The sequence below is a fragment of the Brevibacillus reuszeri genome, assembly GCF_001187725.1.
GTDB classification, from domain to species: domain Bacteria; phylum Bacillota; class Bacilli; order Brevibacillales; family Brevibacillaceae; genus Brevibacillus; species Brevibacillus reuszeri.
The window spans coordinates 1-18,251 of record NZ_LGIQ01000007.1; the positions used below are offsets into that span (position 1 = coordinate 1).

Here is an 18,251-nt window from a genome sequence, read left to right on the forward strand (position 1 = left end):
TACTTTACCCCAAAAAGTGAAGTGAAGCTTTGTAGCAACACCGAGTACTTTTCGGGGGCCCCAACAACCGTTTGGGAACAACCAAATTTAGGGGATATTGGAGGCTTAGCTCAGCTGGGAGAGCATCTGCCTTACAAGCAGAGGGTCGGCGGTTCGATCCCGTCAGCCTCCACCACTTATATTTTAAAGGANCTGAAATCACCACTTCCTGTGGTAACGTTGACACCTGATTGTCCTGATTATCGCGGGATGGAGCAGCTCGGTAGCTCGTCGGGCTCATAACCCGAAGGTCGCAGGTTCAAATCCTGCTCCCGCAACCAATTTTTTCACTTGAACTACGTCGAGAGTTCTTCTTGGTCAAGTGAGATGGGAGTGCCCTTGGGTGCAACCAAATATGGAGCTGTGGTGAAGTTGGAGTTCACGCCGGTCTGTCACACCGGAGGTCGCGGGTTCGAGTCCCGTCAGCTCCGCCATTTTATCTAAACAGATGGCAAGCATTCATGGAAATGAAAAAGTTTTATTCCTACTAAAAAAGACTTGATTTTCCTAAAATGTCCCTTTATAATAGAAAAGTACGCCGGTATAGCTCAATTGGTAGAGCACCTGACTTGTAATCAGGGGGTTGTGGGTTCAAGTCCTATTGCCGGCACCATGTTTCATGGGGAGATAGTGAAGTGGCTAAACACGGCAGACTGTAAATCTGCTCCCTCCGGGTTCGGCGGTTCGAATCCGTCTCTCCCCACCACTTTTACATTGAGAGCCATTAGCTCAGTTGGTAGAGCATCTGACTTTTAATCAGAGGGTCGAAGGTTCGAGTCCTTCATGGCTCACCAGTGTTTTTATTGCCAAGATTAAGATGCGGTCATGGCGGAATTGGCAGACGCGCTAGATTCAGGTTCTAGTGGTGGCAACACCGTGGAGGTTCAAGTCCTCTTGACCGCACCAAACAACCTCAAAAAGTGAAGTGTGGTATTGTAGCTACACCGAGTACTTTTCGGGGGTCCCATAACAAAGAAATTATGCGGACGTAGCTCAATTGGTAGAGCGTCGCCTTGCCAAGGCGAAGGTCGAGGGTTCGAGACCCTTCGTCCGCTCCATAACATGTGCCCTTAGCTCAGCTGGATAGAGCGTTTGACTACGAATCAAAAGGTCGGGAGTTCGAATCTCTCAGGGCACGCCACTTTAGTTCAAAAAGTAAAGTGTGAAAACAAACTGAATTGTCGGGAAGTAGCTCAGCTTGGTAGAGTACTTGGCTTGGGACCAAGGGGTCGCAGGTTCGAATCCTGTCTTCCCGACCATGATTGCCCTTTTTAAAAATGCCGGGGTGGCGGAATGGGCAGACGCAACAGACTTAAAATCTGTCGGGAGTTTCTCCCGTACCGGTTCAAGTCCGGTCCTCGGCACCAAATCATTCATATGCGGGTGTAGTTCAATGGTAGAACCCCAGCCTTCCAAGCTGGTCGCGTGGGTTCGATTCCCATCACCCGCTCCATAGTAAAAAAGCAGAATGGTCATTAGCCACTCTGCTTTTTTTGTTTTGAGCGGAGTGGAAAGAGTAAGCAAAGAAAAAGACCTATGCATCTGCGAAGAAAACAGCAGCATAGATCTCTTTGCTCACACCTGTGTAGGGTATTCATGCTCTGTCGAACCGTGTCTGAACTTTTTACTGGTAGATACATATGTTTTCGTGTAAAGTAAAACTATGATCGCTTACCAGAAAAAGGTAACGGATCTCTTGCATCTCCTCCTGATTATCAGGAGGTTTTTTTCGTTCCGGGGTATAAAAGACTATGTCCAGCATAGTCTTGTTTTCGATTTCAAGTTTTTGAGAAATGATGCAAGTTTCCTCTGAAGAAAGCGGAAAAGACTATTCAGCATCTCCGATTGGTAGCGAGACAACAAAACGCGTCCGTTTTTCATTCGAATCACAATGGATCGTCCCATTATGCTTTTCGATGATATTTTTACAAATAGACAGTCCAATGCCTGTCCCATTTTGTTTCGTAGTAAAGAAAGGCTGAAAGAGAATTTCGACGATCTCAGGAGAGATCATTTCTCCATTGTTCTCCACGCTTAAATAAAGCCATCCATCTGAAGAAGTGGAGATGACGTGAATGCATTTGTCAGTACGATTCTGTACGGCGTCAATCGCATTATTGAGCAGGTTGACGACGACTTGCTTTAAACCTTCTTCATAACCAGCAAGTGAGCAGGGGTGGATTTGTTTTTCAAAACGAATGTTTTCTCCCAACAAGCGCGGGGTAATCAAAAGCTCGACTTCTTCCAGTAGACTTTTCATTTCGATATTTTTAAAAATCTCATCTAGAATCGGCTTTTTCGAAAAGCTGAGAAAGCCTGTGATTTGTCGGTGCAGATTTTCAAACTCATGCATAACAACTTGAATATAGGACTGAAGCTGAGGCTGCTCCTGGGTAGACTCTCCAATCAGCTTCAAGAAGCCTTCAATGGCACAAAGCGGGTTACGAAGCTCATGCGCCATATTGGCTGCAATTTTGCCTAGCATCGTCAATTTGTCATTATGCAAATAAGAGATGGTTTCTTCCTTTTGAATCAGCTCTCGGTTCATCATTTGCTCAAAATGATAAACAGCCCAGAAGACGCTTTCATCCATGGCTTTTCCAAGCTGAGTTTCGAGATAATGCATGTCCTGTGAGGAGAGGGCCCATTTTTGCAGTTCAGGTTGGAGTACCCGCCAGAATACGTTTCGATAGAGCTGATACGTACGCAAAATGGAGGAGAAGGGGTATTCCTGCGAACGCAGCCACTCTCCCATATCCAGTGACCAAGCTTGCATGTCATGATCCACATTTTCCACTAGATAACGGGCCAATAGCACCGTTCGTTTCTCCGCAAAATCGCGGGGGATTGTTACAGGGATTTCCATACTTCGAATAATTTCTTGCATCCAAATCGTCGTGATATTTGGTGCGAGGTCCAATATTTTCCTTGAAACGTTCCATAGATTTAGCGTCACAGTACCCACCATCTCTTATCCACCCCATTAAAATCGTAAAGGAAAAGGGCACGTTAAGACAAGGTATAAATTGCCCGTTTTAGCAATAAAATGTTTTTTTTCGGAACTTTTTATCTACAAAATCCGCTGAAAAACGCCTTTTTTCGGAAAAATATTTAATCATTAGTCCGATTCTAGTCGCATAAAGTAGAATGGACAGACTTTTAATGGACCAGGAGGCGGAGATGGAGGAGCATTTTTGGCTGGGACTGGTGCATATTTTCATGATTGATCTGGTCCTGAGCAGCGATAACGCAATCGTCATTGGCATGGCTTGTCGGGGACTGCCAAAGAGGGAACAAACGAAGGCCGTTCTGTATGGAACGCTACTAGCCGTTTTGCTAAGAATCATGCTTACTTCAATGACAACATGGATGCTAGATATTCCTTTGGTAAAAGCAGTAGGCGGAATGCTGCTGCTATGGATGGCGTGCAAGCTGATCATGGGAGAACAGGAGGAAATGACTGAAATCTCTCAAAATCAGACTGTGGGTCAGGCTGTAAGAACGATTTTGCTAGCCGATTTTGTGATGAGCCTAGATAATGTGCTCGCCGTAGGTGGCGCTGCACATGGGGATTTGAGACTGGTCATTTTGGGACTAGTCATGAGTGTACCGTTGTTAATGTGGGGAAGTGCATTGGTGGCGCGTCTCATGAATCGTTTCCACAGCCTGGTAATCATCGGGGGCGGTCTGCTCGCATTTACAGCGGTTGATATGTTTTTGGAGGATCCATATGTGTGGAAGTGGATCAATCCATTTATGTTGAACCATATGTGGTTGCCATTCATCGCTTCTTTACTGGTTATGCTGTGGGGACGAATGAAAAGAGCGTAAAGAGGTAATGAGGAGCTATCGTTCTGGGGCATACTACAAAGAAAAACAAGGCAAGAAAGGAACCGGTTGCAGATGAATACAAGCCTCTTGACGCTGTGGGGATATTGGGATGAAATCTATCAACGCTGTACCCGGCTCAAGTATGTTGAAAAAGGAAACAACATTTTCCGGATCGTTCCCTTGCGCTATCGTGGAGAATCGCTTGTTACTTCTGACGGTCATTTCATCCACAAAGGTGATCTGATCGTAAAGATACATATTCACAACTACTATTTTGCGACCCTGTGCAAAGGAGTAACAGATGAATTAAAGGTAGCATTATTGCTACGGCGTCACATCATGCACTCTTTGCCCAAGCTGGCCGCTTATTTGGACGAGATGAATAAACGCGAAGAAATCAAAGGGATCGTGGGTACAACGATGCTGCATAAAGGGGTTCAGCCTTTGGGGTTCTCTATTTCTGACGTGCCCATGAGCGCTTTGTTTCGGTTTAAGCGATGGTATTTGCGTTTGTTACTTCGGCTGATTCACCCGGACGGCAAGCGTAGAGTGCAGACCTGGAGTCAGGAAATGCCACTAAAGAGGGTCTATATGTCAAAAGAGCTCCTATTAAACCGTTATGGACGAGGAAGAAAAGAGACATCAGGAGAACGATTCTAATGGGAAAACGGTTCCTGTTATTTACAGAGGAATGGGCCGGAAGTGGTCATCGGATGGCTGCTGAGGCTGTACATGACGTATTGGTTGCCCAAGAGGGAACAGAGTTATCGCGAATAGTAGGTGGATTAAATACGGCCAGTCCCGCATTACGGGAGCTGTCCCGTTTTTTTTATCTAAGCATGCTCCGCTATGGTAAACCTTTTTGGCAGCGGATTTATGACCAGGAGCATTTGTGGGGAACGATGCTGAAAGAACCGCTTGGTTGGTGGCTCTCCCAACGATTGATGAACACACTTCTACAGGAAGAAAAACCGGATGTCGTCATTGCTACCCATGCATACTGCCTATCAGCCTTGGCCAGGTCCAAACAAAAGCTGGCGAGGCCATTTCATTTGGTGAGTATTCCTACTGACTATCAAATCAATCACTTTTGGGTACATCCACAGATTGATACGTATGTGGTCGCTCATGAACGGGTGGCCGATCACCTGATGCATTCCTACCAGGTGGATGCTAAAAAAATACAAGTACTGGGCATTCCTATTCGCTCTGTGTTCAGTGTAGCTGCAAAAATGGATAAGCGTACCTGGAAACGACAGCTTGGCTTGGACGAACAGTTCACGGTTCTGGTATGCGGGGGCGAAGGGGGATACGGGAAAATAACTGAAGTCATGAAGGCGCTTGTAAAAGAAATGGAGCCACTTCAGATCATCGTCATTACGGGAAAAAACGAGAAGCTGTACAATGAGCTGCAAGACCTTCTTCAGAAATACCCATGCTCTCACCGAGTCATTGTTAAAAAGTTCGAGCCACAGATGTGGCAATGGATCGGAGCGGCCGATGTCTATATAACCAAGCCAGGAGGAATCAGCTGCGCAGAAGCAATGGCGCTGCGGACGCCTCTACTGCTTTATCAGCCCTTGCCAGGTCAGGAGAAAAACAACTGTTCTTTTTTGCTCAACCAAAAGGCTGCGGTATTGGCAACAGATCAGGAGGAAATCAGGTCTATGATCCGGCAATGGCGTAACCAGAAACAACGGGACAAGATTATGAAGCAAATGGAGTTGGTTAGGCGTCCAGAAGCTGCCCAGCAAATCGCGGCTTATTTGTTACAAATGTAATGCGTAAATTTGGTAATGAGAAAAAGAAAAAAGTACGAATGAACAATCCAAGCTTCACACATATTAAACTTACCAACGACGAGGAGGTGAAAGAGATGGCTAACAACAGATCCAGTAACAATCTGGTCGTACCTCAAGCAAACCAAGCGTTGGACCAACTGAAATACGAAATCGCTTCTGAATTCGGCGTTCAGCTTGGCCCTGACACTACTTCCCGTCAAAACGGTTCGGTTGGAGGAGAGATTACAAAACGTCTTGTCTCCTACGCTGAACAACAATTGGCTGGACGTGGCTAATTGAATAAGCTGGATGAGGAAAGGCACCTGCGGGTGTCTTTCTTTTTGTTTTGTCCATGGTAAATTTTTACAAGAAAACTTTGTAAACAAACTCGAATAATTTATGGTCAATGGCACGAATCTATATGTGTCAGGAGGTGAAGGGACATGACCGTATCAGCACAAGTGAAGCAAGCTCTTGCCAGCTTGAAAGGTGCGCAAGCTGATTTGGAGACATTCGCACTCAGCACGCAAAACCAACAAGCGAAGCAGCTGTACACACAAGCGGCGGAACAAACCCAGACGATTGTGAACAACCTGCAACAACGGGTAACAGAGCTGGAGAACGAAGAGCCGCAGTACAAAGGATTCTAGAGAAAGCTTGAATGGGGAGAGGGGCTCCCTCTCTCTTCATTCTCCCATGGTTGATGGAGGTGCAAGATGCCTGATTGGCTGAATATCGTTGTACGATCTATAGGAGCGTTATTGTACTTGTTACTTCTAACCAAAATCTTAGGAAAAAGGCAGATCAAACAGCTTACATATATTGAGTATATCGTTGGGATTACGATTGGTTCCATCGCTGCTTTCATGGCAACGGAGATGGATGGGGCGATTTACCATAGCTTGATTGCAATGGCTATCTTTGCTATTTTCCCGATTTTGATGGAATGGCTGTCGCTCAAGAGCAAAATCCTCCGCGACTTTTTTGAAGGAAAGTCAACGGTACTAATCAAAGAAGGAAAAATTTTGGAGGATAATCTGAAGAAGGAGCGCTTGACCTCGGAAGACCTGATGGAGCAGCTGCGGATAAAAAACGTATTTCAAGTAGCTGACGTGGAATTCGCCCTTCTTGAGACAAGCGGAGAACTGAGTGTCTTATTAAAATCGCAAAATCAGCCTGTTACGCCTATGCATCTCGAACTGACAGTTTCTCCGGCAGAAGAAGGGCAGACTGTGATCATGGATGGCGTCATCATGGACGAGCCTTTGGCTCTGGCCGGACTGAACCGCAGATGGGTCAGAAAAGAGCTGGAAAAAGCAGGAGTGGCTCTTGAAAATGTATTTGTTGGTCAGATTGTCAAGGGTGGCGAGCTTTATCTGGATCTGTATGACGACAAAATAACAGTTCCACAATCACAAGCGATGAAGCAAGCCTTTGCCACGCTTAAAAAATGTCAGGCTGACCTAGAATTGTTCGCGCTTGATACAAAGGATGAACGCATGAAGCTCAGTTATCAGCGAGACTCCGTAGAACTGCAGCGCATAATCGATCAAGTAAAACCATTTCTGATACGGTAGTAAGGAGTGAGTAGAAATGGCCGACCAGAAAAAGAAAAAACTGACGCCAGTACAACAAGAGTACCATCAGCTGGCAAAACGTCACGAGCCTCAGCGACCTCTACTACGTAATTTCATTCGAGCATTCTTGGTAGGTGGTGTCATTTGCTTTATTGGGCAAGCCATACAGGAGATGTTCATCTACTACTTTGATTTTACCGAGAAAACGGCTGGCAATCCTACTGTAGCTGTTCTGATTATCATCTCTGCCCTTCTGACGGGCTTCGGATTGTATGATCGGATTGCTCAATGGGCGGGGGCAGGAACGAGTGTCCCCGTTACAGGATTTGCGAATTCAATAGCTTCTGCAGCGATCGAGCATCGCAGCGAAGGACTCGTATTAGGCGTTGGCGGGAACATGTTCAAGCTGGCAGGATCGGTGATTGTCTTTGGAGTGGTAGCGGCATTCGTCATCGGGTTGCTAAAATCGTTGTTGCTGATGGGAGGATAAGAAATGCGCCAGGGTCATCAGTCTTGGGTGTTTGCCACAAGGCCAGTCATAGTCGGAAGAGCCGCGATTGGTGGGCCGTTCGAGGCCACGGGACCGTTGGCAGAGGATTTTGATACGCTGCATGGAGATTTGATGCTCGGTCAGGAAAGCTGGGAAAAGGCAGAAAGGGTCCTGATGGAGGAAGCGTGCACCAAGGCCATTGAGAAAGCGGGCGTGCAAAAGGAAAAGATCGATTTTCTACTGGCTGGTGATTTGATGAATCAGATCATTTCAGCGAGCTTCTCGGCACGTACGCTCTCGATCCCTTTTCTTGGGCTATTCGGAGCCTGCTCAACCGCAATGGAAGGTTTAGCATTGGCAGCGCTCATGGTGGACAGCAAAGCTGCAGATTACGTAGTGGCGGCAACCGGCAGTCACAACGGGGCTGCTGAGAAGCAATACCGTTACCCGACAGAGTATGGTGCCCAGAAGCCTCCGACTGCTCAATGGACGGTTACGGGCGCAGGCGCTGCGGTGGTCTCGGGCCAGGGAAAAGGTCTCCGAATTCAAGCAGCAACGATCGGCCATGTAGTAGACATGGGAATGACAGATCCCTTCAATATGGGTGCAGCTATGGCTCCCGCTGCACTATCCACGATTGAGTCACATTTCCGGGATTTGGCTTTACCCCACGATCATTATGACCTGATTGTAACGGGAGACCTGGGAAGAACGGGACACGCGATTTTGTCTGAATTGCTTCCCAAGCATAATCTGCATGTTCCGCTGGAGAAGTATACCGATTGCGGAAAGCTGATTTACGGAGAGAACCCGAACGTTTGGTCAGGTGGTAGCGGCTGCGGATGCGTTGCAACCGTCACATACGGACATTTGTTGAATCGTTTGCAAGCGGGGGAGTGGAAACGGATTTTGGTCGTGGCCACAGGTGCTCTATTATCCCCGATCTCTTATCAGCAAGGAGAAAGTATTCCCTGTATTGCTCATGCGGTAGCCATTGAATCGGAATAGCGGGGAGGTGACATCATGACGTTTTTATGGGCGTTTTTAGTCGGGGGTATCATCTGTCTGATCGGGCAATTTCTCATGGACGTAGTAAAACTGACACCTGCGCATACCATGTCGTCACTTGTTGTCGCTGGAGCTGTTCTGGATGGCATCGGGGTGTACGAGCCGCTGATTAATTTTGCGGGAGCTGGAGCAACTGTCCCGATTACGAGCTTTGGAAATGCCTTGGTTCATGGAGCGATGGCAGAAGCACAGCGAAGTGGCGTCATCGGCATCGTTACTGGCATATTTGAAGTAACGAGTGCAGGTATTTCCGCTGCAATCGTATTCGGCTTTTTTATGGCCTTGCTATTCCGTCCGAAGGGATAAATTACCAGAAAAGCTGGTTAGTTCTTTCCTCATCTACCAATAACCTTTAATTGAACCTCCTCTCACCAGCTTGTAGAATGGGTGCTTGAGGAGGGGATGTTCATGTGGTTCCATAAAAAAACGCTGACTACCCTACTGCTGGCCATAATGACCATAGCATTTGTACTGCCGACAAACTCACTTGCAGCACCTTTATTGCAAAGGGGAAGTGAGAATGGAGACGTATGGGATTTGCAGTATCGTTTACAAATACTTGGCTTCTATCAAGGCAGCTTGGATGGCAGTTATGGCAGCAACACGTATCAGGCTGTCAGGAAGTTTCAGAGTGCATATGGATTGAAAGTTGATGGTATAGTAGGGAATCAGACATGGAGCAAGCTAAAGAAAGTTTCGGTGAATCAATCTGAGATGCAGATGCTGGCTCAGCTTGTTTATTCTGAGGCACGCGGGGAAGTATTTGAGGGACAAGTAGCGGTTGCGGCAGTCGCAATGAATCGTTTGAAGTCCTCTAGCTTTCCTGACACTCTGCGTGGAGTCATTTTTGAACCGTATGCGTTTACCGCTATTGATGACGGGCAATTCTGGTTGACTCCCAATAAATCAGCTTATCAGGCAGCATGGGAAGCTGTACGTGGATGGGACCCAACCAATGGTGCTCTCTACTATTTTAACCCGGATACCGCCACATCCAGCTGGATTTGGTCTCGTCCGCAAATCAAACGCATTGGTAAACATATTTTTGCAAAGTAACGACATATAGCTCCCCTGATTCTGGCACATGCCTTGATTCGGGGGTTTTTTCATGGGTGAAACCAGGATTGGGAACAATTGTGCATTGTTTTCTGAAAGTGGTTCGGTAAAATGAATAAAAGGTTACAAACCGATGACAACGGAGGTTGATGATGAAGAAGATGCTGATCCTGGCCTCTCTGGTCGCCCTGACGCTTGTAGGGACACCAGCCGTAGAGGCGGAGACAAACACGAATACCGCGACACCTTATGCTGACATTGCAGGTCACTGGGCCGAAAAAGAAATCGAGAAGTGTTACATAGCGGGAGCAGTTGGTACATCGGGAGATTTTCGACCGGATGAAGCTGTGACTCGCATCGAATTGCTGACGATGTTTGTGAAGGCAAAAGGAATTGAGCCTGTGCAAACGAATCAGTCGTCATTCAAAGACATACCGGCAGACAGCTGGATGACGCCCTATGCTGAAATCGCTTACCGCTTAGGTATTGTGCATGGACAAAAGCAGGGGAAGGATATTTACTTGCGTCCCAATGAGCCTGTTCAGAGGGAAGAGCTTGTTTCCATGCTGATTCGCTCTGCAGGGAATAGTGGAGCAGTGAATCAACTGAAATGGTCAACAACCGTTCAAGCTTTGGCGAAGTTCCCGGATGGGAATCGCATACAAGAGGCTGATCAGCGCCCATTCGTTTACGCGCTTCAGAACGGGATGATGAACGCCTATGCGGATGGTACCTTGCAGCCGCAAAAACTGATGACACGGGCAGAAGCAGCAACATACGCTGCCTTTCATCTTCTACCAGGGAAAGCAAGCGAGCAAAAGACATTGGCAAACGGGACCTCCTACCGTCAAGTAATGACTGTCCAAACGACAGCTTATAGCTATGCAACCGATAAGATTCTATCCTATCTGGAATATCCATTGCGAGAAGGGGTCGTTGCAGTAGATCCCAAGATCATTCCGCTTGGCAGTCATTTGTACATTGAAGGTTACGGGTACGCAGTCGCAGCTGATATTGGCGGCGCTGTGAAGGATCAGCATGTTGATCTGTACCTGCCTACCTTAAGTGATGCGGAAAATTACGGGTTGAAAAAAGGAGTTCAAGTCTTTTTGCTTGATTAATACGAGATAAACATATTTCCTACTCTTTCCACTCATACTACGGTGGAGGGGGTGGGATTTTTTTGTGGGGTTGGTTGGGAATAACAATCATCGCTTTGCTGATCGTAATCATGGTCACGCCAGTAAAGATAACCGTCTATTACAATCGGGCGGGAGACGATGATCATGTAGTGCTTAGTTTCTCTGTATGGTTTGGGCTGTTTCATTGGAAATATGAAATTCCGATTCTGCTTTTAAAGCAGACAGAGAGCGGGCCACAGCTAGTAGCCAAGGTGGAGAAGATAAAGGGAGGCCATAAGGTAAAGGATACAGTCCGCGATTTTACGCGCCGACAAGTGAAAAAATGGTATCATAGCTACCGTGATCTGTTGAAGAAGGTTCGGGATCTTCAGCCGTTGTTTTCACATTTATGCAAGCACATTCGTTGTACGGATCTGGAATGGCACACACTCATGGGAACGGGTCAAGCCGGAGAAACAGGAGCGCTTACAGGAATCATCTGGGGAGTAAAGAGCATGATTATCGGGATTATGTCACATACATTTACTCTGCACGCCATGCCGAAAATGAGCGTTCAGCCTGTCTGGAATCAGGCAATCATTCAAACTCGATTCCAGTGTGTGCTTCATTTTTATCTGGGACATCTCTTGATTACAGTAGTGAGAATGGCCGTTCGCTTGCGAAAAACGAGGGAGCACAAATGGCAAACGAGACCATCTGAAGCGTGAGATGTGTGAGTATCTTCTCCTCAATAAAAGTGTTTGTCGGTACATGCTCCGATTTTTTTGTGGGTATGTTAACAGATGAACATGAGTGAAAGGAGGAGCATACATGGCAGACCACCCGATTCAAGGATTAATGCGGACAGCGATGGAAAATCTGAAGCAGATGGTTGATGTGAATACAATCATTGGAGATCCGGTTGAGACTCCTGATGGCAGCATTATTCTTCCTATATCCAAGGTAGGCTTTGGCTTTGCGGCGGGGGGAAGCGAGTTTCAATATGAGCACCAACACCAAGGAACGATCGGTTATCCATTTGGAGGGGGGAGTGGTGGAGGTGTTTCCATTACTCCTGTAGCGTTTTTGGTTGTTGGCAAACAGGGAATTCGGTCCATTCCTCTCGAAAATACGACACATCTCTATGATCGGATTTTGGATTCGGTTCCCCAATTTGTGGAGAAGATGCAAGGGATGTTTGGGAAGCATGACGAGCCGCATATCGAAAACAACACCATTATCGCCAAAACGGACGGTCACGATTTGGAAGAGTTAATGGAGCGGTGATGTGAAAAGCAAAACAGGTATGCCAGTGATTTTTCGTGGCATACCTGTTTTCTTTGCGTATAAGATTTTTTACCAAAGTACATTTAAAAACAATCCGGTTTTGGCTATTTGCAAGTATTGCAGGCTGGAGATCGAAGAAACGGAATAGGGCTCGTTGCTTACTGCCTCATCATAGTATCTGGAAAAGGTACCGAATGGCTTGCTTTGCAGCTCCAGTACCTGCTCGCGAAATTGAACCGACAGCCCTTGCATCGCATCTTGAAAACCGTTGAAGCTGGACTCCACGGTGCTTAGCCACGTTTCTTCATCCAAAGCGAGCTCACCACTTGGCAGCATGCTGATTCCAAAACGGTTCAAATTGTGATCGGCTGCTTCTGCAATTCTTTCAAACGTGGGCAGCTTTTGCATCTCAAGACTATCTTCATGCCGCAGCAAGAAATGATGCATGCTGTTAAAACGATCAACGAGCTTGCGTGTTTGTTGCAGCAAACGCTCCGTATCCGGCTTGATGGTAAGCACAATTGGCTCCGTACCGGCATCGTGCAGTGAAACGAGAACATTGCTATCTCCTAGCCTGATCTGGTTGGTAGCCGATGTGTGGAGTGTTCCATCCACGTAAAAGCTGGCATCCGTAGCATGTGTCACGATATGATCCATGCCGAGCGAGATGATACTGTTACCAGACAAATCACGCAAAGTAAAGGCTTGTGCAGCTCCCGTCTTGGTACTGGAAACGACGAGAGACTGCATGCTGCCGAATGCTTCAATACGAGTCATCAATCCTGATTGATTTTGGTCCAAAGCCTCTTTCATCCGGGCAATACTCTGACCGTACGTATCAGTCTCAGAAGAGTAAAAGGAAAGCAGCTCCTCATGCTGGTCTGTCATCAGAGAAAATTGTTGGAAGCCTTCCTCCATAGAGGTTTGTGAAGTGCTCTCCACCAACCGACCAGCATTGGTTTGTTCATTTGCTAAACGAACAATTTCAAGTCGATAAGTTGCAGGCTGGGCATCTCCATGGACTGTTGCTGTCGCCAGCTCAGGCTGAGAGCTTACGATCTGTCGCCTGTTGATCGCGCTTTTTGGTCGTTTGGGATCAAACTCTTTGGCAGCCTGGTCCAAGTCAACTGAGTAACGGTAGAGTTGTGACAATGAATCGGACAGATCTGTCGTCCATTGCTGCTGACGGGCGTAATACGGCTGCAGGTTGTAAGCAGATATCGGATTGACGGGCGTATTTAGCTTTGCCTGAAACATCTGCAATTGATAACGGCCTACCCGTTGGCTGTATGGGACATAACTGACACGACTCACTTTCACGACACTCACCTCACCTGTGAACAGTTTTCATCCTGATGGTACTACTTTCCATTATAAACGATGTTTACTCCATTTCAATGAGCAGGTCGCCAGTTTCAATTGCTTCGCCCGCTTTTACAAACACGGCTTTGATTTTTCCGTCCATTGGAGCTTGAATGGTTGTTTCCATTTTCATGGCTTCGCTAACCAGCAAATGCTCACCTTTTTTTACTTTGTCGCCTTCTGAGACGAGTACCTTGAGAACCTTGCCAGGCATAGATGCACCGAGGTGCGCAGCGTTTTGAGCATCAGCTTTGCGTCTTACCAGCTCGGATACTATGGCGGACTGGTCGCGGACGAAAATCTCGCGTGGCTGTCCGTTCAGTTCAAAGTAAATAATGCGACGTCCATCCGGATGCAGCTCGCCGATGGCAACCAGCTTGATGATGAGGGTCTTGCCTCGTTCAATCGTAATGGCTGTCTCTTCTCCTGGACGCAGTCCGTAGAAGAACGTAGACGTATTCAGCACGGAGAGATCACCGTATTCCTTCATGCGCTGTTCGTACTGCAGATAAACCTGCGGGTACATGATGTAGGACTGAATATCCAGCTCACTCGGTGCACGGCCAATTTTTTCTTCGAGATCAGAAGCAACCTGGTTAAAATCAATCGGAGCGAGCAGTTCGCCAGGACGGGTAGTAAAAGCTTCTCTTCCTTTTAGAACGAGCTCCTGCAGCTGTTTAGGGAAGCCACCAGGCGGTTGGCCCAAATAGCCCTGGAAGAACTGAATCACCGAGTCAGGGAAGTCGAGACGTGTGCCTTTTTCCCAAATGTTTTCTTCGTTCAGGTTGTTTTGAACCATAAACAGCGCAAGATCACCAACTACTTTGGAGGAAGGGGTTACTTTTACAATGTCTCCGCACATTTGGTTAACGACCGCGTACATGTGCTTGACCTCATCCCAACGTCCTTCCAAACCGACAGCCTTGGCTTGCTGCTCGAGGTTGGTATATTGCCCACCCGGCATTTCATGGACATAAACCTCTGTATTGCTTGCTTTCATGCCACTTTCAAAGCCCTGGTAGTAAGGGCGCACATCTTCCCAGTAGTCGGACAATTTGTTGAAAGAATCGAGAGACAGCCCTGTATCACGCTCTGTGTGAGCCAGACTTGCGATCAGTCCGTTGAGGCTCGGCTGAGAAGTCAAACCGGACATCGAGCTGACGCATGCATCGACGATATCTACCCCAGCTTCAACAGCTTTTAACAACATGGCGGCCCCATTGCCAGATGTATCGTGCGTGTGCAGATGAATCGGGATTCCGATTTCCTGCTTCAAGGCATTGATTAGCTCGTAGGCAGCATAAGGCTTGAGCAATCCCGCCATATCCTTGATTGCGAGGATGTGTGCGCCTGCCTTTTCCAATTCTTTTGCCAGCTGAACGTAGTAGGACAGTGTATATTTTGTTTTCGACGGATCGAGTATATCGCCGGTATAGCAAATGGCTGCTTCAGCTACCTTGCCATTATTGCGAACAGCTTCGATAGCGGTTTGCATGCCTGGCAACCAGTTCAGGCTGTCAAAAATACGGAAGACGTCTACGCCGTTTTCAGCGGAGGCTTTGACGAACGATTGGATGACATTATCCGGATAATTGGTGTAGCCTACGCCGTTTGCTCCGCGCAGCAGCATTTGGAACAACACATTCGGGATACGCTCACGCAAAATCTGCAATCTTTCCCACGGAGATTCCTGCAAAAAGCGCATGGTTGTATCAAAGGTAGCGCCGCCCCACATTTCCAGTGAGAAGAGGCCAGCACCCAGCTTGCCAGTCGCTTCTGCTACGGAAGCGAGATCATACGTACGCACGCGTGTGGCAAACAAAGACTGATGTGCATCACGGAAGGTCGTATCAGTAACAAGAACCTGCTTTTGCTCCTGAATCCAGCGAACAAGCCCATCAGCACCTTCTTTATCCAAAATTTGCTTGGTGCCCTCTGGATACGGCTGGGCAAATGGAGTTCGCGGGATGCGCGGTGAATCAAAGTGTGGCTTTTTATCCAGCTTTTCGAGTCCAGGGTAGCCATTGACAATCGTGTTTCCGATGTAAGATAGTAATTTGGTACCACGGTCCTGGCGTCCAGGGAAAATGAACAATTCAGGCTTGGTATCAATAAAGGAAGTGTCGTAGCTGCCGCTCAGGAAATCAGGATGTGTCACCACATTTTCCAGGAATGGCAGATTCGTTTTCACACCGCGAATCCGGAATTCACGCAGTGTTCTGAGCATTTTACGTGCAGCCTGATCAAAGCTTGTCCCATAGGTAGAGATTTTGACCAGCAGAGAATCGTAAAAAGGAGTAATGATCGCTCCAGGATAACCGTTTCCGCCATCGAGACGCACTCCAAAACCGCCCCCAGAACGCCATGCAGACAAGCGTCCGGCATCTGGCAGGAAGTTGTTCTCTGCGTCTTCTGTCGTCACACGGCATTGGATCGCAAAGCCGCTCATTTGAATCTGGCTCTGGTCCGCAATGCCAATTTCCTCATCGGACAAGGCATGCCCTTCGGCTACGCGAATTTGGGCTTGTACGATATCGATTCCGGTAATGAGCTCCGTAATGGTATGCTCAACCTGAATCCGTGGGTTAACCTCAATGAAATAAAAGCGATTGTCAGGAGTCAGCAAAAATTCTACCGTACCTGCGTTGGAGTAGCCGGCCTTTTGCATAAGTGTGAGAGCAGATTGGCAAATCTCCTCGCGCAGTTTATCGTCGAGGGAAAGGCTTGGCGCGACCTCTACGACTTTTTGGTGACGACGCTGTACGGAGCAGTCGCGCTCAAACAAGTGAACGATGTTGCCGTGATTGTCGCCGAGAATTTGAACTTCAATATGTTTTGGTTGCTCCAGGTAGCGCTCGAGATACACCTTGGCATTACCAAAGGAGGAGCGGGCTTCGGAACGTGCCCGATCAAGTGAATCTTGGAGCTCGTCTTGACTGCGTACGATGCGCATGCCTCGGCCGCCGCCACCAGATACACCCTTGATGATGATTGGATAGCCGTACTCTTTGGCAAAAAGCAGCGCTTCTTGCAAAGTCTCAATCGGCTCAGGTGTACCTGGAATGACAGGAATGTTTGCTTCAATTGCTAGACGTCTTGCTTCTACCTTGTCTCCAAACTTGTCAATGAGCTCTGGAGACGGACCGATAAAGATGATGCCTTCATCTTGGCAGCGCTTGGCGAATTCGGCGTTCTCGGCAAGAAAGCCGTAGCCTGGGTGAATCGCGTCGATGTCGTTACGTTTGGCAATCTCAATGATACTGTCGATGTCCAGATACGCTTCAATGGGTCCTTTCCCTGCGCCTACCAGATAGGACTCGTCCGCTTTAAAGCGGTGAATCGAAACGTTGTCCTGTTCAGAGTATACGGCTACAGTACGGATGCCCAGCTCGGTAGCGGCACGAAAGATTCGAATGGCGATTTCTCCGCGGTTCGCTACCAACAAACGATTGATTTTTCTCCCTAGCATGATTTTCTCTCCCCCTTTGTCTCCTATGAGACTAATAAAAATTATATATATAGTACAAATATACAAAATTTTCTCTACGCAATACACCCTTTTTTACGAAATGGAGTGCAATTCGATGAAGGAATCGGTTCCCATTTTTGTGTATGGCTCGCTGTTGAAAGGTTTTTGGAATTATGAGCATTATATTTTGCCATATGATCCTCGGATCGTTCCGGCCCAAATAAAAGGCGAATTGTATCATTTGCCGCCGGGTTATCCCGGATTACTTGCAGGTACAAATGACATCAGGGGAGAAATCGTCTATTTTTCTCCACAGACGTATGAGAAAGCATTGGCGGGCTTGGATGAGCTGGAGGATTTTTACGGGACAGGGGACGCGCGAAATGAGTATGAACGCATCATCTTGCCCGCACGACTATTGGACGCAATCGAAAAGGAAGAGAGAGTATACGTCTATCGCTATGTAGATGAGTTGTACATCAAGCAGAGCGGAATCCGCCTAAAAGACGGAGACTGGCGAAAATATATGCAGGAGCGTCAAGCTGAATAGGCAGAGCGGCTTTTGCCAAAACTGGTAGGGAAAGGAGGGGCCCTGCCATGGAAATAAACAATGGAGCTCCAGCTCAAATTTGGCGCATGTTGATTCCGGAGAGCTACTGGATGTACCCGGATGAAGTGCCTGAAGACGAACTGATTTTTCATTATCGAGACCATATTTACTTTGTGAACAATGATGGTTCTGTTTTGGCGATGCCAAAACCGGCCTGCTTTGATCTCTTGGATTTGGGCACCATTCTGGAGTATTTGGCTACTTCTGATGATACGATTGATTTTGATGATGAGGGAGAATTCGATTTTGGATTTGTCCTGAAGCAGATGGGCTATATCGTTCCTGTAAAAGAAAAGCGGGCAAAGGCGACGTATCAAATTGAAATCATCAATACGGCACTGCCCAAGGCAAATGGATCTCGCTACGAATTAAAAAATGTCCATTTTGTTTTTGCACTTTATCACGCTCTGATGCGCTGCCATGAGCTCAATCAAAAAACAGATTGGGAATATGAGCATGAAGTGGTGCGGATTGTCAAAGTAGAAGCGAGCACGACTGGAAAAGTGCAAGTGAATCTGTAATTTCTACTATTGGCATAGTGAAAAAAAGTGAATGATAGG

Annotated in this window: 18 protein-coding genes and 12 tRNA genes; 27 read left to right on the forward strand and 3 right to left on the reverse strand. The window is 47.2% G+C overall.

All coding sequences use genetic code 11. The annotated features are described in order from the left end of the window. Nucleotides 1-99 precede the first annotated feature (99 nt). The 12 genes from ADS79_RS09530 (at nucleotide 100) to ADS79_RS09585 (ending at nucleotide 1,492) form a co-directional block, all read left to right on the forward strand. Nucleotides 100-175: transfer RNA gene (locus ADS79_RS09530), tRNA-Val, on the forward strand. 68 nt (nucleotides 176-243) lie between these two features. Beyond that, a tRNA-Met gene (locus ADS79_RS09535) sits at nucleotides 244-320 on the forward strand. 76 nt (nucleotides 321-396) lie between these two features. Then, nucleotides 397-473 (forward strand) — tRNA-Asp (locus ADS79_RS09540). A gap of 103 nt (nucleotides 474-576) precedes the next feature. Then, nucleotides 577-652: transfer RNA gene (locus ADS79_RS09545), tRNA-Thr, on the forward strand. Nucleotides 653-660: 8 nt separating this feature from the next. Next, nucleotides 661-745, forward strand: a tRNA-Tyr gene (locus ADS79_RS09550). Nucleotides 746-757: 12 nt separating this feature from the next. Beyond that, nucleotides 758-833 (forward strand) — tRNA-Lys (locus ADS79_RS09555). A gap of 25 nt (nucleotides 834-858) precedes the next feature. After that, nucleotides 859-945, forward strand: a tRNA-Leu gene (locus ADS79_RS09560). A gap of 76 nt (nucleotides 946-1,021) precedes the next feature. Next, nucleotides 1,022-1,097: transfer RNA gene (locus ADS79_RS09565), tRNA-Gly, on the forward strand. A 6-nt stretch (nucleotides 1,098-1,103) separates the two neighbouring features. Further along, nucleotides 1,104-1,180, forward strand: a tRNA-Arg gene (locus ADS79_RS09570). Nucleotides 1,181-1,221: 41 nt separating this feature from the next. After that, nucleotides 1,222-1,298: transfer RNA gene (locus ADS79_RS09575), tRNA-Pro, on the forward strand. Between the two features lie 20 nt (nucleotides 1,299-1,318). After that, nucleotides 1,319-1,406, forward strand: a tRNA-Leu gene (locus tag ADS79_RS09580). A 12-nt stretch (nucleotides 1,407-1,418) separates the two neighbouring features. After that, nucleotides 1,419-1,492, forward strand: a tRNA-Gly gene (locus ADS79_RS09585). Nucleotides 1,493-1,867: 375 nt separating this feature from the next. Here ADS79_RS09585 and ADS79_RS09590 read toward each other — a convergent pair. After that, on the reverse strand, nucleotides 1,868-3,007 hold the full coding sequence (locus ADS79_RS09590) for a sensor histidine kinase (RefSeq protein WP_049738215.1): 1,140 nt from the start codon (nucleotides 3,005-3,007) through the stop codon (nucleotides 1,868-1,870). 212 nt (nucleotides 3,008-3,219) lie between these two features. On the opposite strand from ADS79_RS09590, the gene ADS79_RS09595 reads away from it, so the two are divergent. From ADS79_RS09595 to ytfJ, 13 genes are all read left to right on the forward strand, one after another. After that, nucleotides 3,220-3,870 carry a TerC family protein gene (locus ADS79_RS09595; RefSeq protein ID WP_049738216.1) on the forward strand — a complete coding sequence of 217 codons (651 nt, stop codon included), beginning with the start codon at nucleotides 3,220-3,222 and terminating at the stop codon, nucleotides 3,868-3,870. Nucleotides 3,871-3,942: 72 nt separating this feature from the next. Further along, nucleotides 3,943-4,530: a YkoP family protein gene (locus tag ADS79_RS09600; protein WP_049738217.1), complete on the forward strand. Its 588-nt coding sequence runs from the start codon at nucleotides 3,943-3,945 to the stop codon at nucleotides 4,528-4,530. Further along, the gene (locus ADS79_RS09605) at nucleotides 4,530-5,651 is read left to right on the forward strand and encodes an MGDG synthase family glycosyltransferase (protein WP_049738218.1); all 1,122 of its coding nucleotides are present in this window, start codon (nucleotides 4,530-4,532) and stop codon (nucleotides 5,649-5,651) included. The genes ADS79_RS09600 and ADS79_RS09605 overlap by 1 nt, the downstream gene beginning before the upstream one ends. Before the next feature lie 95 nt (nucleotides 5,652-5,746). Next, the gene (locus tag ADS79_RS09610; RefSeq protein ID WP_049738219.1) at nucleotides 5,747-5,947 is read left to right on the forward strand and encodes an alpha/beta-type small acid-soluble spore protein; all 201 of its coding nucleotides are present in this window, start codon (nucleotides 5,747-5,749) and stop codon (nucleotides 5,945-5,947) included. A gap of 147 nt (nucleotides 5,948-6,094) precedes the next feature. Next, nucleotides 6,095-6,301: a DUF1657 domain-containing protein gene (locus ADS79_RS09615; protein WP_049738220.1), complete on the forward strand. Its 207-nt coding sequence runs from the start codon at nucleotides 6,095-6,097 to the stop codon at nucleotides 6,299-6,301. Nucleotides 6,302-6,367: 66 nt separating this feature from the next. Beyond that, on the forward strand, nucleotides 6,368-7,228 hold the full coding sequence (locus tag ADS79_RS09620) for a DUF421 domain-containing protein (RefSeq protein ID WP_049738221.1): 861 nt from the start codon (nucleotides 6,368-6,370) through the stop codon (nucleotides 7,226-7,228). A gap of 16 nt (nucleotides 7,229-7,244) precedes the next feature. After that, nucleotides 7,245-7,718 (forward strand): stage V sporulation protein AC, encoded by a 474-nt coding sequence (gene spoVAC, locus ADS79_RS09625; RefSeq protein ID WP_049738222.1) that lies wholly within the window; start codon nucleotides 7,245-7,247, stop codon nucleotides 7,716-7,718. Between the two features lie 3 nt (nucleotides 7,719-7,721). Beyond that, nucleotides 7,722-8,726: a stage V sporulation protein AD gene (gene spoVAD, locus ADS79_RS09630; RefSeq protein ID WP_049738223.1), complete on the forward strand. Its 1,005-nt coding sequence runs from the start codon at nucleotides 7,722-7,724 to the stop codon at nucleotides 8,724-8,726. Nucleotides 8,727-8,741: 15 nt separating this feature from the next. After that, entirely contained in the window at nucleotides 8,742-9,092 is a 351-nt protein-coding gene (gene spoVAE, locus ADS79_RS09635) for a stage V sporulation protein AE (RefSeq protein ID WP_049738224.1), read from the forward strand. Between the two features lie 102 nt (nucleotides 9,093-9,194). After that, entirely contained in the window at nucleotides 9,195-9,842 is a 648-nt protein-coding gene (gene sleB / locus ADS79_RS09640) for a spore cortex-lytic enzyme (protein WP_049738225.1), read from the forward strand. A gap of 152 nt (nucleotides 9,843-9,994) precedes the next feature. Beyond that, nucleotides 9,995-10,963, forward strand: a complete 969-nt coding sequence (locus ADS79_RS09645) for an S-layer homology domain-containing protein (protein WP_049738226.1) — start codon at nucleotides 9,995-9,997, stop codon at nucleotides 10,961-10,963. A gap of 62 nt (nucleotides 10,964-11,025) precedes the next feature. Then, on the forward strand, nucleotides 11,026-11,691 hold the full coding sequence (locus tag ADS79_RS09650; protein ID WP_049738227.1) for a DUF2953 domain-containing protein: 666 nt from the start codon (nucleotides 11,026-11,028) through the stop codon (nucleotides 11,689-11,691). A 103-nt stretch (nucleotides 11,692-11,794) separates the two neighbouring features. After that, nucleotides 11,795-12,250, forward strand: coding sequence for a GerW family sporulation protein (gene ytfJ, locus ADS79_RS09655; protein ID WP_049738228.1), 456 nt, complete (start codon nucleotides 11,795-11,797; stop codon nucleotides 12,248-12,250). A gap of 69 nt (nucleotides 12,251-12,319) precedes the next feature. Here ytfJ and fliD read toward each other — a convergent pair whose 3' ends face one another. Both fliD and pyc read right to left on the reverse strand, forming a co-directional pair. Beyond that, complete coding sequence (gene fliD / locus ADS79_RS09660) at nucleotides 12,320-13,570, reverse strand: flagellar filament capping protein FliD (RefSeq protein WP_049738229.1); 1,251 nt, start codon at nucleotides 13,568-13,570, stop codon at nucleotides 12,320-12,322. Between the two features lie 64 nt (nucleotides 13,571-13,634). After that, nucleotides 13,635-17,081: a pyruvate carboxylase gene (gene pyc, locus ADS79_RS09665; RefSeq protein WP_049738230.1), complete on the reverse strand. Its 3,447-nt coding sequence runs from the start codon at nucleotides 17,079-17,081 to the stop codon at nucleotides 13,635-13,637. 115 nt (nucleotides 17,082-17,196) lie between these two features. Between pyc and ADS79_RS09670 the strand changes: the two genes are divergently transcribed. Continuing rightward, on the forward strand, nucleotides 17,197-17,631 hold the full coding sequence (locus ADS79_RS09670; RefSeq protein ID WP_049738231.1) for a gamma-glutamylcyclotransferase family protein: 435 nt from the start codon (nucleotides 17,197-17,199) through the stop codon (nucleotides 17,629-17,631). 47 nt (nucleotides 17,632-17,678) lie between these two features. Next, nucleotides 17,679-18,212 carry a hypothetical protein gene (locus tag ADS79_RS09675; protein ID WP_049738232.1) on the forward strand — a complete coding sequence of 178 codons (534 nt, stop codon included), beginning with the start codon at nucleotides 17,679-17,681 and terminating at the stop codon, nucleotides 18,210-18,212. Nucleotides 18,213-18,251: the final 39 nt, after the last annotated feature.

Coding starts and splice junctions, on each gene's coding strand:
- ADS79_RS09590 (WP_049738215.1), bottom strand. CDS start 3,007: ATGGTGGGTACTGTGACGCTAAATCTATGGAACGTTTCAAGGAAAATA.
- ADS79_RS09595 (WP_049738216.1), top strand. CDS start 3,220: ATGGAGGAGCATTTTTGGCTGGGACTGGTGCATATTTTCATGATTGAT.
- ADS79_RS09600 (WP_049738217.1), top strand. CDS start 3,943: ATGAATACAAGCCTCTTGACGCTGTGGGGATATTGGGATGAAATCTAT.
- ADS79_RS09605 (WP_049738218.1), top strand. CDS start 4,530: ATGGGAAAACGGTTCCTGTTATTTACAGAGGAATGGGCCGGAAGTGGT.
- ADS79_RS09610 (WP_049738219.1), top strand. CDS start 5,747: ATGGCTAACAACAGATCCAGTAACAATCTGGTCGTACCTCAAGCAAAC.
- ADS79_RS09615 (WP_049738220.1), top strand. CDS start 6,095: ATGACCGTATCAGCACAAGTGAAGCAAGCTCTTGCCAGCTTGAAAGGT.
- ADS79_RS09620 (WP_049738221.1), top strand. CDS start 6,368: ATGCCTGATTGGCTGAATATCGTTGTACGATCTATAGGAGCGTTATTG.
- spoVAC (WP_049738222.1), top strand. CDS start 7,245: ATGGCCGACCAGAAAAAGAAAAAACTGACGCCAGTACAACAAGAGTAC.
- spoVAD (WP_049738223.1), top strand. CDS start 7,722: ATGCGCCAGGGTCATCAGTCTTGGGTGTTTGCCACAAGGCCAGTCATA.
- spoVAE (WP_049738224.1), top strand. CDS start 8,742: ATGACGTTTTTATGGGCGTTTTTAGTCGGGGGTATCATCTGTCTGATC.
- sleB (WP_049738225.1), top strand. CDS start 9,195: ATGTGGTTCCATAAAAAAACGCTGACTACCCTACTGCTGGCCATAATG.
- ADS79_RS09645 (WP_049738226.1), top strand. CDS start 9,995: ATGAAGAAGATGCTGATCCTGGCCTCTCTGGTCGCCCTGACGCTTGTA.
- ytfJ (WP_049738228.1), top strand. CDS start 11,795: ATGGCAGACCACCCGATTCAAGGATTAATGCGGACAGCGATGGAAAAT.
- pyc (WP_049738230.1), bottom strand. CDS start 17,081: ATGCTAGGGAGAAAAATCAATCGTTTGTTGGTAGCGAACCGCGGAGAA.
- ADS79_RS09670 (WP_049738231.1), top strand. CDS start 17,197: ATGAAGGAATCGGTTCCCATTTTTGTGTATGGCTCGCTGTTGAAAGGT.
- ADS79_RS09675 (WP_049738232.1), top strand. CDS start 17,679: ATGGAAATAAACAATGGAGCTCCAGCTCAAATTTGGCGCATGTTGATT.